This window comes from Paracoccus benzoatiresistens (assembly GCF_026913015.1).
Classification (GTDB): Bacteria; Pseudomonadota; Alphaproteobacteria; order Rhodobacterales; family Rhodobacteraceae; genus Paracoccus; species Paracoccus benzoatiresistens.
This window is the reverse complement of record NZ_JAPTYD010000026.1, coordinates 13,512-28,346: the sequence shown is the minus strand read 5'-3', so window position 1 is coordinate 28,346 and position 14,835 is coordinate 13,512. Positions and strand designations below refer to the sequence as shown.

Sequence of the window (14,835 nt, the reverse complement as noted above, 5' to 3'; positions counted from 1 at the left end):
ACACCCTGATCGCCGTCCAGGGCTCTGCGCCCTCGGGCGGCTTTTTCATGTCTGGCCGGGGGTGCCCATGTTCAAGAAGATCCTGATCGCCAACCGGGGCGAAATCGCCTGCCGCGTCATCAAGACCGCCCGCAAGATGGGGATCGCGACCGTCGCGGTTTATTCCGATGCCGACCGCAACGCGCTGCACGTGAAGATGGCCGACGAGGCCGTCCATATCGGCCCGCCCCCTGCCAGCCAGTCCTATATCGTGATCGACAGGATCATGGAGGCCATCCGCCAGACCGGGGCCGAGGCCGTCCACCCCGGCTATGGTTTCCTGTCCGAGAACATGAAGTTCGCCGAGGCGCTGGAGCGCGAGGGCGTGATCTTCGTAGGACCCCCATCACCGGCCATCGAGGCCATGGGCGACAAGATCACCTCGAAGAAGATCGCCCAGGAAGCGGGCGTTTCCACCGTTCCGGGCTACATGGGCCTGATCGCCGATGCCGAGGAAGCGGTGCGGATCAGCGACCAGATCGGCTATCCGGTGATGATCAAGGCCAGCGCGGGCGGCGGCGGCAAGGGGATGCGCATCGCCTGGAGCGCGCAGGAGGCGCGCGAAGGGTTTGAAAGTTCGCGCAACGAGGCCGCCAGCAGCTTCGGAGACGACCGCATCTTCATCGAGAAGTTCGTGACGCAGCCGCGTCACATCGAAATCCAGGTGCTGGCCGACAAGCACGGCAACGCGGTCTATCTGCACGAACGCGAATGTTCGATCCAGCGGCGCAACCAAAAGGTCATCGAGGAGGCGCCCTCGCCTTTCCTGGACCCGGAAACCCGCCGCGCGATGGGCGAACAGGCGGTCGCGCTTGCCAAGGCCGTGGGCTATACCAGCGCGGGCACGGTGGAATTCATCGTCGATGGGCAGAGGAACTTCTACTTCCTGGAAATGAACACCCGGCTGCAGGTGGAACACCCGGTCACGGAACTGATCACCGGCATCGATCTGGTGGAGCAGATGATCCGGGTCGCGGCGGGGGAACCCCTGCCCTTTGCGCAGTCGGATCTGAAGATCAACGGCTGGGCCATGGAAAGCCGCCTTTATGCCGAGGATCCGTATCGCAACTTCCTGCCCTCGATCGGGCGGCTGACCCGCTATCGTCCCCCGGCCGAGGTGGCGGATGCCGGCCATGTGGTCCGCAACGATACCGGGGTCTTCGAGGGGGGCGAGATCAGCATGTTCTATGACCCGATGATCGCCAAGCTCTGCACCTGGGCGCCGACGCGCGGGGATGCCATCGAGGCGATGCGCGTGGCGCTGGACGAATTCGAGGTCGAGGGCATCGGCCACAACCTGCCCTTCCTGTCGGCGGTCATGGACCATCCCAAGTTCGTCGCGGGCGATATCACCACCGCCTTCATCGCCGAGGAATATCCCGACGGCTTCGGGGGCGCATCGCTGCCCGACGACGAACTGGCCCGCGTCGCGGCGGCGGCCTCGGCCATGCATCGTGTCGCCGAAATCCGCCGCACGCGGATCAGCGGGCGGCTGGACAACCACGAACGCCGGGTGGGCGAAAACTGGGTGGTCTTCGTCGGTGGCCGCGAATTTCCCGTCCGGATCCGCGCCGATCGCGATGGCGCCACCGTCGCCGTCGAGGGCCGCGACCGGCGCGTCGAAAGCGACTGGAAGCCCGGCCAGACCCTGGCGCGGCTGGTGGTCGATGGCCGTCCGCTGGTGCTGAAGGTGGACAAGATCCCGGCAGGCCTCCGCCTGCGCACGCGCGGTGCCGATCTCAAGGTCCACGTCCGCCGGCCTCGCACGGCGGAACTTGCGCGCCTGATGCCGGAAAAGCTGCCGCCCGACACGTCGAAATTCCTGCTCTGCCCCATGCCGGGGCTGGTGGTACGGGTGAACGTCGCGCCCGGCGACGAGGTTCAGGAAGGCCAAGCCCTTGCCACGGTCGAGGCGATGAAGATGGAAAACATCCTGCGCGCCGAACGCAGGGCCGTGGTCAGGTCCGTGAACGCCGAAGCGGGGCAGAGCCTGAAGGTCGATGACGTGATCATGGAGTTTGAATAATGGCTAGAGTCGAGAGCCTGAAACTGAGACTAATCGAGCGCCCCTCAAAACATGGAAAAGTTGAGGGAACTTACTCGGTGGTGGAAGTCGATGGGGAGAAAATGCTCCAAATTGATACCTATGGAGCGTCGGATCGGCAGATCCCTGGAAAGATTAGTCAGTCCCTACAGTTCGGCAAAGAAGGAATTCAAACCCTTCGCAACTTACTTGAAGAATTTGATTAATAGTAATGCCTCCTTTCGACCAGTATCTCAGCCCCCAGGCGCAGCAGGCGGTCATCGCCGGGCTGTTCCTGTCCGTGGGCTGGTGGGTGGTCGCCCTCCAGAACCGCAGGCGGGATGCAACCCTGCGGGCCGAACGCGTGCGGGACGTGCAGCGCGCGGTCTTTGCGGAAATCCGGGCCTATCTGGCGGTGTTGAAGCGCGACAACGTCGGCGAATACGGCGCGGGGATCAAGGACCGCATCCTGACCGAGCCGGGGTTTTTCCCGGTCATCCCGACCGAGCATAACGACGCGATCTTTCGCGCCATCATCGGGGACATTCACGTCCTGCCGCGTGATACGGTGGATCCGGTGGTGCTGTATTACAGCCAGCTGAACGCCATTTCAGCGATGATCAGCGATTTGCGGGAACTGGATGTCGCGGAGATCGGGGCCCAGCGCGCGGCCGGGATGTATCACGACTATATCTCTATGAAGATCGAGGCCCTGGAACTGGGGGAAATAGCCCTGGAGGCGATCCGGGCCAATCTGGACGGACGGCGCAGGGGCTATCGAAGGACGATCAATAGCCCGGCTTCGGACCGGTCCGACCGGTGATCGGGGGTGGGTTGTAGGATGTCGTGCTCATGTCGAACCTCCATGTCCTTCAGGACGAATATAGGCAGGCGCGTCCGGATTTTCAACGATCATGGCAAAAGGCCTGCCCGGCCGATTTCCTGGCGGCGCAGGGGCAGCTTGTCGATGGCGCGGCTGATTTCCCGCACGTCCCAGGGCAGCGGGCGGCGCTGCTTCACCTGCCCGTCCTTGTCGATGATGACCAGAGAAAAGCCACGGGGATGCAGCTGCTGCCGCCAGGCGCTGTTTGCCGTCGGATCGCTGTCGGTGATGACCACCACGTCGCGCTCGGCCAGCGCCTCATCCCTGGCTTCCAGCGCGCGCATCTGTTCGCGGAAGGCCGGGTCGTCGGGCGTGTCGGCAAAGACCACGACCGGGCGGGCCTTCCACAGGAAATCGGCAGGCAGGGCCTCGGACGCGGCCAAGATGCGCAACTCGGGCCGCGCGGGCACGGGAACGGCAGGCGCGATCTCCTCGGGGCTGGCCGGTGGCGGCTCGACCTGCGGCGGGGGTGCTTCCCGCGCCGGGCCCATGGCCGCAGCCAGCATCGCGAATATCAGCAATTTCAACTTCATCGGCACCCTTCCCTGCTCTGAATATAGGGCAGCCTTCGCCGTGCGAAAGGATGGATCATGACGAAACCCACGTTGGACAACTGGCAGGCCCTGGCGGCAAGGGAACTGAAGGGGGCCAGCCCCGACAGCCTGACCTGGAACACCCTGGAAGGAATCCCGGTCAAGCCGCTTTACACCGAGGCGGACCTGGAGGGGCTCGACCACCTGGGCAGCCTGCCCGGCATCGCCCCCTTCACCCGCGGCCCGCGGGCGACGATGTATGCCGGCCGCCCCTGGACCATCCGCCAATACGCGGGTTTTTCCACGGCCGAGGAATCGAACGCCTTCTACCGCAAGGCGCTGGCGGCCGGTCAGCAGGGCGTATCCGTGGCCTTCGATCTGGCGACGCATCGCGGCTATGACAGCGACCATCCCCGCGTGGTGGGCGACGTGGGCAAGGCGGGCGTCGCCATCGATTCGGTCGAGGACATGAAGATCCTGTTCGACGGCATCCCGCTGGACAAGGTTTCGGTGTCGATGACCATGAACGGCGCGGTGATCCCGATCCTGGCCAATTTCATCGTCACCGGAGAGGAACAAGGCCATGACCGTTCGGTCCTGTCGGGGACCATCCAGAACGACATCCTGAAGGAGTTCATGGTCCGCAACACCTATATCTATCCGCCCGAGCCTTCGATGCGGATCATCGCGGACATCATCGAGTACACCTCGAACGAGATGCCCAAGTTCAATTCGATCTCGATTTCCGGCTATCACATGCAGGAAGCGGGCGCGAACCTGGTGCAGGAACTGGCCTATACGCTGGCCGACGGGCGCGAATATGTCCGTGCGGCGTTGAAGGCGGGCATGGACGTGGACCAGTTCGCGGGCCGACTGTCCTTCTTCTTCGCAATCGGCATGAACTTCTTCATGGAGATCGCCAAGCTGCGGGCGGCGCGCCTGCTGTGGCACCGGATCATGAGCGAATTCGCCCCGAAGAAGGACAGCAGCCTGATGCTGCGGACGCATTGCCAGACTTCGGGCGTCAGCCTGCAGGAACAGGACCCTTACAACAACGTGATCCGCACCGCCTACGAGGCGATGAGCGCGGCGCTTGGCGGCACCCAGTCGCTGCACACCAACGCGCTTGACGAGGCGATCGCCCTGCCGACGGAATTCAGCGCGCGCATCGCGCGGAACACCCAGCTTATCCTGCAGGAGGAAACCGGCATCACCCATGTCGTCGATCCGCTGGCGGGTTCCTACTACATCGAAAGCCTGACCGCCGAACTGGCCGAAAAGGCCTGGGCGCTGATCGAGGAGGTCGAGGAACTGGGCGGCATGACGAAGGCCGTCGCCTCGGGGATGCCCAAGCTGCGGATCGAGGAAACCGCCGCCCGTCGTCAGGCCCAGATCGACCGGGGCGAGGAAGTGATCGTCGGCGTCAACAAGTACCGCAAGGACAAGGAAGACCCGATCGACATCCTCGACATCGACAACATGAAGGTCCGCGACAGCCAGATCGCGCGGCTGAACCGCATCCGCCAAAGTCGCGACGAGGCCGTCTGCCAGGCGGCCCTTGACGAAATCACCCGCCGCGCCCGCGAGGGCGGCAACCTGCTGGAGGCCGCCGTCGAGGCCGCCCGCGCCCGTGCAACCGTCGGAGAGATCAGCATGGCGATGGAAAAGGAATGGGGCCGCCACCGGGCCGAGGTGAAGACCCTGGCCGGCGTCTATGGCGCAGCCTACGAAGGCGACGAGGGCTTTGCGCAGATCCAGCGCGACGTGGAGGCCTTTGCGGCCGAGGAAGGCCGCCGCCCCCGGATGCTGGTGGTCAAGATGGGCCAGGACGGCCACGACCGGGGCGCCAAGGTCATTGCCACGGCCTTCGCGGATATCGGTTTCGACGTGGACGTGGGGCCGTTGTTCCAGACGCCCGAGGAAGCCGCCCAGGATGCGGTGGACAACGACGTGCATGTGGTGGGCATCAGTTCGCAGGCCGCCGGCCACAAGACGCTGGCCCCCAAGCTGATCGAGGCGCTGCAGGCCCAGGGCGCGGGTGACATCCTGGTCATCTGCGGCGGCGTGATCCCGCAGCAGGACTATGACTATCTGCGGCGCGCGGGCGTGAAGGCGATCTTCGGGCCGGGAACCAACATCCCGTCGGCCGCCGCCGACATCCTGCGGCTGATCCGCGAAAACCGGGCGGCGTGATTGCATGCCGCGCCCGCAGGGGGCTGCCTGCCCCCTGAACCCCCGACGATATTCGGACCAAAGTGAATGACATTGCCTTGGCCTTCCGGCTGTGAAACCCTGCCGGAAAAACAAAGGGCAGACGAATGGACGCGCCGGAAATCAAGCAGATCATCTGCATCAAATGGGGCACGAAGTTCGGCCCGGAATACGTGAACCGCCTGCACGGGATGATCGGCCGCAACATCACCCCTCCGTTCCGGCTGTTCTGCTTTACCGATGACGGCGCGGGCCTGCATCCCGATATCGCGGTCCGCCCCCTGCCCGTCTTCGAATACCAGGCGCCGGTCAACACGCGCGGCAAGTGGCCCAAGTCGCGGCTGTGGGGGGATCTGGGCGACGTGACCGGAGTGGTGCTGTTCCTGGATCTGGACGTCATCATCACCGGCAACCTGGATCCGTTCTTTACCTTCGGGGACCCGGACGACACCATCCTGGGACGCAATCCCAACACGCCGCTGGAACGGCTGGGCCAGACCTCGGTCTATCGGATGCGGGTCGGCAAGCTGGCGCCGCTGCAAGAGATTTTCCGCGCCGATCCGCAGGGGGTGGCGGACAAGTACAAGTACGAGCAGCGCTTCGTCACGCGCAATGCGCCGGGCGGGGTCAAGTTCTGGCCGCGCGGCTGGCTGGCGCATTTCCGGATGCATTCGGTCCCGCCTTTCCCGCTGAACTATCTGCGCGAACCGAAGGTGCCGCGGAACAGCCGCATCGTGATCTTCGCGGGCAACCTGAACCCGCCGGATGCCATCGCCGGCCGCTGGCAAGAAGACGACCAGCACCGCCCCCCGCTGGATCACCTGCGCGCGGCTTTCTCCGGCAGGCGAAAGGAGAGCCTGTCCAGGCACCTGCGCCACTATCTGCTGCCCGCAAGCTGGGTCAGGGATTTGTGGCGCGAATAGCATGGCACTGCCCCGCGCGCCCGACCGCCTGTCCGACGAAATGGCCGTGGCCATCGGTCATGCCATATCCGGCTTCGGTTTCCTGGAGGAAGCGCTGAAGCGCGCGATCTTCTCGCTGACCCGCAAGGAGCTGGGACAGGAGGTCAGCGACAAGGCCCTGCAGCAGTGGCTGAGGCGGATGGAGGAGATCGCCGACGACACGCTTGGCACGCTGATCGACAGCTTCGCCGCCGCCATGAAGCAGGCGCAGATCGGCGACAGGCAGGGACTTGCCGACGACCTGCGGGAAATCCGCCTGAAGCGCAACCTGCTGTGCCATGCGTCCTGGCGCCCCCGCAGGAAACCCGGTTTCTGGCGTCCGACCTTCATCAACACGAAGGGCGAACGTTACCCGGACGAAATGGATCCGGCTGCCGTTCATGCCATCCACGCCGCCACGCTGAAGGCCGCGCGGCAGGTCGTGTCGATCATGCGCGGCACCGGCATCCACGGCGAATGGGCGGGATACGAGGATGGCGGCGACTGACTCGCGCGTTGCATGAGTGCGCGCGCCACGCTAACAGCAAGCAACCATAGACAAGAGGATTTCATGTCGTCCCCCCTCCGCCTCGGCATCGCCGGGCTCGGCACCGTAGGGATCGGTGTCGTCAAGATCGTCCAGAAACACGCCGATCTTCTGGCGCGCCGGACGGGCCGCCCCGTGTCGATCACCGCCATCAGCGCCCGCGACAAGCGCAAGAACCGCGATGCCGACCTGTCGTCCTATCGCTGGGAAGACGATCCGATGGCCGTCGCGACCGCCGACGACGTGGATGTCTTCGTCGAACTGGTGGGCGGCGACAGCGGCATTGCCAAGGACAGCATCGAGGCTGCGCTGAACGCGGGCAAGGACGTGGTGACCGCGAACAAGGCGCTGCTGGCGGTCCACGGTCAGGCGCTGGCGGAACTGGCGGAATCCCTGGGCCGCACCCTGCGCTTCGAGGCCGCCGTGGCCGGCGGCATCCCCGTCATCAAGGCGATGACCGAGTCGCTGGCCGGCAACGAGATCCGCCGCGTTATGGGCGTGATGAACGGCACCTGCAACTATATCCTGACGCGAATGGAAAGCGCGGGCCTGCCCTACGAGGCCGTGTTCGAGGAAGCCCGCCAGCTTGGCTATCTTGAGGCCGATCCGACGCTGGACGTGGGCGGCATCGACGCGGGCCACAAGCTGTCGATCCTGTCGTCGATCGCCTTCGGCACGCAGGTCAATTTCGACGCGGTCGAGATCGAGGGGATCGAGCGCGTCAGCATCGACGACATCCGCCGCGCCGCCGACATGGGTTACAAGATCAAGCTGCTGGGCGTTGCGCAGATGACGCCGCGCGGGCTGGAACAGCGCATGTCGCCCTGCCTTGTCCCGGCCGACAGTCCCCTGGGCCAGTTGATGGGCGGCACCAACATGGTCGTGGTCGAAGGCGACAGCGTGGGCCAGATCGTGCTGCGCGGCGCGGGCGCGGGCGAGGGCCCGACCGCCAGCGCCGTCCTGTCCGACATCGTGGAAATCGCCCGCGGCGTGCGCCTTCCGGTCTTCGGCCAGCCCGCGACGGCGCTGAAGGCGGCGCAGCCTGCCCGGACCGCGGTTCCGGCCGCCTATTACATCCGCCTGGAACTTCAGGACAAGCCGGGCGCCCTTGCGAAGGTCGCCACGGTCCTGGGGGACGCGGGGATCTCGATCGACCGGATGCGGCAATACGGCCAGCACAGCCCCGACAGCGTTCCGGTCCTGGTCGTGACCCACAAGACCACGCCCGAGGCCATCGACTTCGCCATCCAGACCCTGCCCCGCACCGGCGTGCTGGTCAGCGATCCTGTCGAATTGCGGATCGAGGAAGTCTGACGACAAAGGGGGGCTGCAACGCCCCCCTTTCCGTTTCTGCCGTGCGGACGGCCTCAGCTCCCGGCGATGATCCGCACATAGTTGCGCGTTTCGCGATAGGGCGGGATGCCGCCGTATTTCTGCACCGCGCCCGGCCCCGCGTTATAGGCCGCAAGGGCCAGGTTCCAGTTGCCGAACTGGTTGTACATCATCCGCAGATAGCGCGCCCCGCCCTGCAGGTTTTCCACGGGATCATGCGGATTGACGCCCAGTTTCGCCGCCGTTCCCGGCATCAGCTGCGCCAGCCCCGTCGCGCCCTTGTGCGACCGCGCGCGGGGGTTCCAGCCCGATTCCTGCTGGACAAGGCGCAGGAACAGGTCCTCGGGGATGCCGTATCGGCGCGCGGCTGCCCGGGCATGGGGAATGAAGTCGCTGCGCTTGCCGCGATAGGCCGGGATGTTCGCGGACAACTGGATCTCGACCGAGCTGGTTTCGCGTCCCTTGGGCTGCAACCGGGCCGATTGCTGGTATTGGCCGGCAAGCCGCGAATCCATCAGGCGCGTCTGGCGGGCGAATTGCTCGGCCCGCGATTTGGAAGAACTACCCGACAGGCGAAGCCCTTCGGCCGCAGCGGGAAGCGCAAGGCCTGCGATCAGCATCGCGCACAGACCCGCCTTGATGGTTGGGAAAAACATCATCCCGTCCCTCGTTGTTGTGGGTTTTGACGGGACTATACAGAAATCCTTTCACATCGCCAGCATGCCTTTTGGTCCAATCCCTGCGTCATCGGCGCCAAAGCGCCTATTTGCATCGCGCGGGCCGCTGCGCTAGACCGTAACAAGAACACACTTCAAGGAACCCAGTCCATGGCAGGCAGCGTCAACAAGGTCATCCTGATCGGCAATCTGGGCCGCGACCCCGAAATCCGCACCTTCCAGAATGGCGGCAAGGTCGCAAACCTGCGCATCGCCACCTCGGAACAGTGGAAGGACCGCAACACGGGCGAGCGCAAGGAACGGACCGAATGGCACAGCGTCGCCATCATGTCCGAGGGCCTGGTCAACGTGGTCGAGCGGTTCCTGAAGAAGGGCAGCAAGGTCTATGTCGAGGGCCAGCTGGAAACCCGCAAATGGCAGGACCAGTCCGGCCAGGACCGCTACACGACCGAGGTCGTGCTGCGCGGCTTCAACGGCACCCTGCAGATGCTGGACGGCCGCGAAGGCGGAGGGGCTGGCGGCGGCCGCGACAGTGGCGGCAGTTTCGGCGGCTATGACGATTACGAGCGCGCCGGCTCGTCCGGCGGCGGCAGCCAGGGTGGCGGAAGCAGCCGCAGCGACTATGACGACGAAATCCCGTTCTGACGTGCTGCGGGGCGCGCCTAGCGCGCGTCCCGCAATACGGCGGCCAGAACGTCGGGCTGCACGTCGTCGCTGACGAATGCCTCGCCGATGCCGCGCGCCAGGACAAAGCGCAGCTGGCCATCGACCACCTTCTTGTCCTGCTCCATCAGCATGATCAGCGCCGCGTCGTCCGGCAATTCGCCCGGAATGTCGCGCAGCGCGGCAGGCATTCCCATCTCGCGCAGATGCGCCAGCACGCGCGACGGCGCCTCCTGGCTGCACAGCCCCATGCGGGCGGACAGATCGAAGGCCAGCGCGCAGCCGATGGCCACCCCCTCGCCATGCAGCAGCCGGCTGGAATAGCCGGTCGCGGATTCCAGTGCGTGGCCGAAGGTATGGCCCAGATTCAGAAGCGCCCGCTCTCCCTGTTCGGTTTCGTCGCGGGTGACGATGCCAGCCTTCATGGCCACCGAATGGGCGACGGCGTGCTGGCGCAAGGCCTTGTCGTCGCGCAGGCGGGGGGCGTTCACCTCCAGCCATTCGAAGAAAGCGGCATCCCCCAGCAGCCCGTATTTGGCCACCTCGCCATAGCCCGCCAGGAAGTCGCGCGGGGTCAGCGTGTCCAGCACCGCGATATCGGCCAGCACCAGCGAGGGCTGGTGGAAGGCGCCGATCAGGTTCTTGCCGTGCGGGCTGTTGATGCCCGTCTTGCCGCCGACGCTGCTGTCCACCTGCGCCAGAAGCGTCGTGGGGATCTGCACGAAGCGCACGCCGCGCCGCAGGATCGCCGCGGCAAAGCCCACCAGATCACCGATTACCCCGCCGCCAAAGGCCACCACGACATCGCGCCGCTCGACGCGCTGCTCCAGCAGCCATTCGACGCAGGTTGTCAGATGCGGCCAGCTTTTCGTCGCCTCGCCGGCGGGCAGGACCAGCGCCTCGGAGCCGATGCCCTGCGCGGCCAAGGCCGCCTGAAGACGCTTCAGATGCAGCCCTGCCACCGTCTCGTCCGTGACGATGGCCACGCGCGGTCGGCGCAGCAGGGGCGCAATCTCAGCGCCGGCATGGTCGATCAGACCGGTGCCGATGCGCACGTCATAGGCGCGTGCGCCAAGCGGGACATGAACGGTGACGGGGTCGGAATGGCTGGTCATGGCGTCTCGGTCACAAGGTCTGGGTCGGCGGCGCGGATGGCGTCCAGAAGCCGCGTCGTCGCGGCATCGACGCTGTCGCCGGGGCGGGCGGGAAAGGTCAGCTCGGCCAGGGCATAGGTCGGATCGCGCTCGGCCAGAAGCCGGGCCAGGGTGCCCTTGGGATCGGCGGTCTGCAGCAGGGGCCGCGTGCTGCGCTGGCGGACGCGGTGCCACAGCGTTTCAAGGTCGCAGGCCAGCCAGACCGACAGGCCCGCCGCCTTGATGGCCGCGCGGTTGCGCTCCTGCATCCAGGCGCCCCCGCCGGTCGAGATCACGCGCGGCGATTCCTTCAGGATGCGCGCAATGACCTGGGCCTCGCGGTCGCGGAAGAAGGCCTCGCCATCGCGGGCGAAGATTTCCGAAATGGACATGGCGGCCGCCGCCTCGATCTCGTGATCCGAATCGGTGAAGGGCACGTGCAGCCGCCGGGCCAGTTCCGACCCGAGCGCGCTCTTGCCCGCCCCCATCATCCCCACCAGCACGATATGGCGCCTCAGGCGCTGGCGCATGTCCGTCCCCCGTTTCATGGCCCGACTGAATGGCGTGATCTTTCGGGGAATGCCATATATATTCGGGCCGAACCGGCGAAAGACCGGGTCCGAGACACGAAAAACAACGATGAACGAGGCGAAATTCGATGCGGCTGCTCAAGGTTCTGGTGGTGCTGATTCTGGCGGCGGTGATCGGCCTGGCCGGTTACGCCTATTTCGGCGACATGGAGCCGGTCCGGTCCGAGGTCCGCAGCCCCATCGGCGGCGCCCCTGCAACCCCCGTCCCCGGTCCGCAAGCCGGGGCTGAAACCGAGTGACGGGCTTGATCCCCCGGCTGCTGCCCCTGGGCCTTGCCCTTGGACTGGCCTGCCCCGCCCTGGCGGAACAGCCCTTGTCGGCCAGCGACTGGCTTTCGGGTAGCGTGCGCGGGCCTGACCGCGAAAGCTCGGCCTGGCGGCCGGGCGACAAGCCGCCCCCCGGCCTGCCGGGCGCGCCCGGCCCCAAGCCGGTCGCCACGACAGGAGAGGTCGGTTCGGTCCAGGTCACCCGCCTTGGCAACGGCAATCCTGACGCGGTGGGCTTGGTGACGCCGCGCAAGGCGGGCCTTCCACCCACCCTGTGGGAGGGCAGCAGCCCCGCCGCGCTAGCCGACCTGATCCTGCGCACCCCTGCCCGCCTGCCTGCGATGAATGCCCTGCTGGACCGCGTCCTTGTCACGCAACTGGTCCCGCCCCCCGCGGAACCCGGTGCGCCGCAAGGCAGGCTGTTCCTGGCCCGCGCCGACCGCCTGCTGGATGCGGGCGCGCTGGACCGGGCGCAGGCGCTGCTGATCGCCGCAGGGCCAAGCGACCCCGAGATCTTCCGCCGGCTGTTCGACATCGCCCTTCTGAAGGGCGACGAGGCGCGGGCCTGCGACATCATGAACAACACCCCCGGCATCGCCCCCAGCTTTGCCGCGCGCATCTTCTGCCTGGCGCAGACCGGCGATTGGGCCGCCGCCGCGATCAGCCTGAACGGGGCCGAGGCCCTGGGCCTGCTGGACCAGCGGCAGGCGGTCCTGCTGACGCATTTCCTGGACGATGCCTATGTGGACAGCGACCAGGTGCTGCCCCCGTCCGACCGCATGACCCCGCTGGATTTCCGCATCCACGAGGCGATCGGCCAACCCCTTCCGACCTCGTCGCTGCCGATCGCCTTTGCGCATTCCGACCTGCGGGCGAACAACGGCTGGAAGGCCCGGCTGGAGGCTGCCGAGCGTCTGGCCCGCGCAGGCACCACTCCGCCCGCGACCCTGCGCGCGCTTTACGGCGAACAGAAGCCTGCCGCCTCGGGCGGGGTCTGGGAACGCGCCGGCGCGATGCGCACGCTGGAGGCCGCCTTGGCCGGCGGCGATCCCTCCTCCGCCCTGCCCCGGGCCTTCGACGAATTCCGCAAGGCCGGCATGGCCCATGTCCTTGCGGCCATGATTGCCGCCGACCTGCCCCAGGGCGGCGAAGGTCCCTCGGCCGAGATCGCCACCTGGCTGCGCCAATGGCAGGGCCTGCCGACCCCGGTGCCGCTGATCCTTGACCCGGCGCTGAAGGCCGATCCCGTCGTTGCCCCCGGCACCCATCAGGGCGAGGCGCTGCTGAACGCCATGGCGGACGTCGATGCCGGCCTGGACGGCGACCTGCCCCGCGCCGGTCGGGGACTTGCCATGCTTCGCGCGCTCGGGCTGACGGCCGAGGCGGATCTGGCGGCGGCGCAGTTGTCGCTGCTGCCGGTGATGCGGCAAGACCCATGATCGCGGACCATCGCGCCATATCGGCCTTTCTGGACGCCAAGGCCGCCGAATCCGGATCCGCGCGCAACACCGTGCTGGCCTATGGCCGCGACCTGCGCGACCTGTCGGACTGGCTTGCCGCCCGCAAGTTGACCCTGGCCGCCCTGACCCGCGAACTGGTCGAGGATTACCTGACCCATTGCGACGCGCAGGGTCTGTCGCGCGCGACGCGGGCGCGGCGGCTGTCATCGATCCGGCAGTTCACGCGCTTCGCGCTGGAGGAAGGTTGGCGCGACGACGACCCCGCCATCCGTATCAGCGGGCCGGGCCGGGCCAAGCGCTTGCCCAAGACGCTCGACCGGGCCGAGATCGAGGCCCTGCTGACCGCCGCCCCGAAGATCGGCCGGACCGAGGCGGAACAGGCCCGCAACCTGTGCCTGATCGAACTGCTCTATGCCACGGGAATGCGCGTCAGCGAGTTGGTGGCCCTGCCCGCCGCAGCCTGCCGTGGCGACCCGCGCGTGCTGCTGATCCGCGGCAAGGGCGACAAGGAGCGGATGGTGCCGCTGACCGCGCCTGCCCGGCGCGCGCTGGCGGCCTGGCTGGGGATTCGCGACGATGCCCCGAAGGACAGCGCGCTTGGCCGGCTGGTGGCGGGCAAAGGGGCGCGCTGGCTGTTTCCCGCGCCGGGCGCAGCGGGCCACATGCCGCGCCAGACCTTTGGCAGGCTTCTGAATGACATGGCCGTGCAGGCGGGCGTTTCACCCTCGCGCGTGACGCCCCACGTCATCCGCCACGCCTTCGCCACGCATCTTCTGGAAGGCGGCGCCGATCTTCGCAGCATCCAGACGCTGCTGGGCCATGCCGACCTGGGCACGACCGAGATCTATACCCATGTCCTTGACGAACGGATGCGCGACCTGGTCCTGACCCACCATCCCTTGGCCCGCAAGGGCGGCGTGCCGGGCTAGAACAGGAATCTTGCTGCGCGGATGGCAAGGTCCCGGGCCCCGTCGAACATGGTCGCGAACTGGAATGTCACCAGGAACAGCAGCGGATATTCGACTTGGGGCCGCATGGTCCAGCGGATCCCCTGGCGCAGTCTTTGCACAAGCTGCGTTAGGACCGGCATCACCGCAAAGGCGATCGCCGTTCCGACAACCGCCCCCACGACCACGTCGCTGAGGAAATGCAGCCCGAAAAGAACGCGCGCGGCACAGACGAAAAACGCCGCATGGAGAAACAGCGCGATGCCTTCGCGCCGGGCTATCAGGAAGATGCAGCCGGCAAGGGTGAAGAACATGACGGCATGGTCGCTTGGCATCGAACTCCAATCCTCGAAGAAGGCCGAGGTCTTGACGTTGGCGCCCATCACCTCCGGCGTCGCAAGGGGACGCGGCCGGAACGGCAGGAAGTTTGCCAAGGTTCGCCCAGCGACGATGGCGACAGCGACGGTCAGCAGGGTTGCGACCAGTTGGGAATGCTTTCGGGGTTGCTGATCGTTTCGAAACCAAAGATACCAGAAGACGGCCGCCGGCACGGCGCCTTTCAGCAGGGCGTTGTCCACGAAGGGTGCCAT

The 14,835-nt window shown here is 66.5% G+C and carries 16 protein-coding genes; 11 read left to right on the top strand and 5 right to left on the bottom strand.

The window, feature by feature from the left end; genetic code table 11:
- The first annotated feature begins 67 nt into the window (after positions 1-67).
- From OU682_RS15335 to OU682_RS15325, 3 genes are read left to right on the top strand one after another with little or no spacing between them, the layout of a single operon-like run.
- Entirely contained in the window at positions 68-2,065 is a 1,998-nt protein-coding gene (locus OU682_RS15335) for an acetyl-CoA carboxylase biotin carboxylase subunit (protein WP_268943045.1), read from the top strand.
- On the top strand, positions 2,065-2,289 hold the full coding sequence (locus OU682_RS15330) for a hypothetical protein (RefSeq protein ID WP_268943044.1): 225 nt from the start codon (positions 2,065-2,067) through the stop codon (positions 2,287-2,289). Before OU682_RS15335 ends, OU682_RS15330 begins: the two co-directional genes overlap by 1 nt.
- A 5-nt stretch (positions 2,290-2,294) precedes the next feature.
- Positions 2,295-2,885 carry a hypothetical protein gene (locus OU682_RS15325; protein WP_268943043.1) on the top strand — a complete coding sequence of 197 codons (591 nt, stop codon included), beginning with the start codon at positions 2,295-2,297 and terminating at the stop codon, positions 2,883-2,885.
- A gap of 89 nt (positions 2,886-2,974) precedes the next feature.
- Here the strand turns inward: OU682_RS15325 and OU682_RS15320 are convergent, their stop codons facing one another.
- Positions 2,975-3,478: a DUF4174 domain-containing protein gene (locus OU682_RS15320; RefSeq protein WP_268943042.1), complete on the bottom strand. Its 504-nt coding sequence runs from the start codon at positions 3,476-3,478 to the stop codon at positions 2,975-2,977.
- 57 nt (positions 3,479-3,535) lie between these two features.
- Here OU682_RS15320 and scpA point away from each other — a divergent pair, with 57 nt between their 5' ends.
- From scpA to OU682_RS15300, 4 genes are all read left to right on the top strand, one after another.
- Entirely contained in the window at positions 3,536-5,671 is a 2,136-nt protein-coding gene (gene scpA / locus OU682_RS15315) for a methylmalonyl-CoA mutase (RefSeq protein WP_268943041.1), read from the top strand.
- Between the two features lie 125 nt (positions 5,672-5,796).
- The gene (locus OU682_RS15310; RefSeq protein ID WP_268943040.1) at positions 5,797-6,612 is read left to right on the top strand and encodes a glycosyl transferase; all 816 of its coding nucleotides are present in this window, start codon (positions 5,797-5,799) and stop codon (positions 6,610-6,612) included.
- A 1-nt stretch (position 6,613) separates the two neighbouring features.
- Positions 6,614-7,138, top strand: coding sequence for a hypothetical protein (locus OU682_RS15305; protein WP_268943039.1), 525 nt, complete (start codon positions 6,614-6,616; stop codon positions 7,136-7,138).
- 63 nt (positions 7,139-7,201) lie between these two features.
- Positions 7,202-8,491: a homoserine dehydrogenase gene (locus OU682_RS15300; protein ID WP_268943038.1), complete on the top strand. Its 1,290-nt coding sequence runs from the start codon at positions 7,202-7,204 to the stop codon at positions 8,489-8,491.
- Positions 8,492-8,544: 53 nt separating this feature from the next.
- On the opposite strand, the gene OU682_RS15295 is transcribed toward OU682_RS15300, so the two are convergent.
- Positions 8,545-9,165 (bottom strand): lytic transglycosylase domain-containing protein, encoded by a 621-nt coding sequence (locus OU682_RS15295; protein WP_268943037.1) that lies wholly within the window; start codon positions 9,163-9,165, stop codon positions 8,545-8,547.
- Positions 9,166-9,336: 171 nt separating this feature from the next.
- Between OU682_RS15295 and ssb the strand changes: the two genes are divergently transcribed.
- Complete coding sequence (ssb, locus tag OU682_RS15290; protein ID WP_268943036.1) at positions 9,337-9,831, top strand: single-stranded DNA-binding protein; 495 nt, start codon at positions 9,337-9,339, stop codon at positions 9,829-9,831.
- A gap of 17 nt (positions 9,832-9,848) precedes the next feature.
- Here ssb and aroB read toward each other — a convergent pair whose 3' ends face one another.
- Together aroB and OU682_RS15280 are read right to left on the bottom strand one after the other, a co-directional pair.
- Positions 9,849-10,964: a 3-dehydroquinate synthase gene (gene aroB / locus OU682_RS15285; protein WP_268943034.1), complete on the bottom strand. Its 1,116-nt coding sequence runs from the start codon at positions 10,962-10,964 to the stop codon at positions 9,849-9,851.
- Positions 10,961-11,512 carry a shikimate kinase gene (locus OU682_RS15280; RefSeq protein WP_371832259.1) on the bottom strand — a complete coding sequence of 184 codons (552 nt, stop codon included), beginning with the start codon at positions 11,510-11,512 and terminating at the stop codon, positions 10,961-10,963. The genes aroB and OU682_RS15280 overlap by 4 nt, the downstream gene beginning before the upstream one ends.
- Positions 11,513-11,640: 128 nt before the next feature.
- On the opposite strand from OU682_RS15280, the gene OU682_RS15275 reads away from it, so the two are divergent.
- From OU682_RS15275 to OU682_RS15265, 3 genes are read left to right on the top strand one after another with little or no spacing between them, the layout of a single operon-like run.
- The gene (locus tag OU682_RS15275) at positions 11,641-11,811 is read left to right on the top strand and encodes a hypothetical protein (RefSeq protein WP_268943032.1); all 171 of its coding nucleotides are present in this window, start codon (positions 11,641-11,643) and stop codon (positions 11,809-11,811) included.
- Complete coding sequence (locus OU682_RS15270) at positions 11,808-13,277, top strand: hypothetical protein (RefSeq protein ID WP_268943031.1); 1,470 nt, start codon at positions 11,808-11,810, stop codon at positions 13,275-13,277. The genes OU682_RS15275 and OU682_RS15270 overlap by 4 nt, the downstream gene beginning before the upstream one ends.
- Complete coding sequence (locus OU682_RS15265; protein WP_268943030.1) at positions 13,274-14,227, top strand: site-specific tyrosine recombinase XerD; 954 nt, start codon at positions 13,274-13,276, stop codon at positions 14,225-14,227. Before OU682_RS15270 ends, OU682_RS15265 begins: the two co-directional genes overlap by 4 nt.
- Here the strand turns inward: OU682_RS15265 and OU682_RS15260 are convergent.
- Positions 14,224-14,835, bottom strand: a complete 612-nt coding sequence (locus OU682_RS15260; protein WP_268943029.1) for a phosphatase PAP2 family protein — start codon at positions 14,833-14,835, stop codon at positions 14,224-14,226. The two genes, OU682_RS15265 and OU682_RS15260, sit on opposite strands and share 4 nt — an antisense overlap.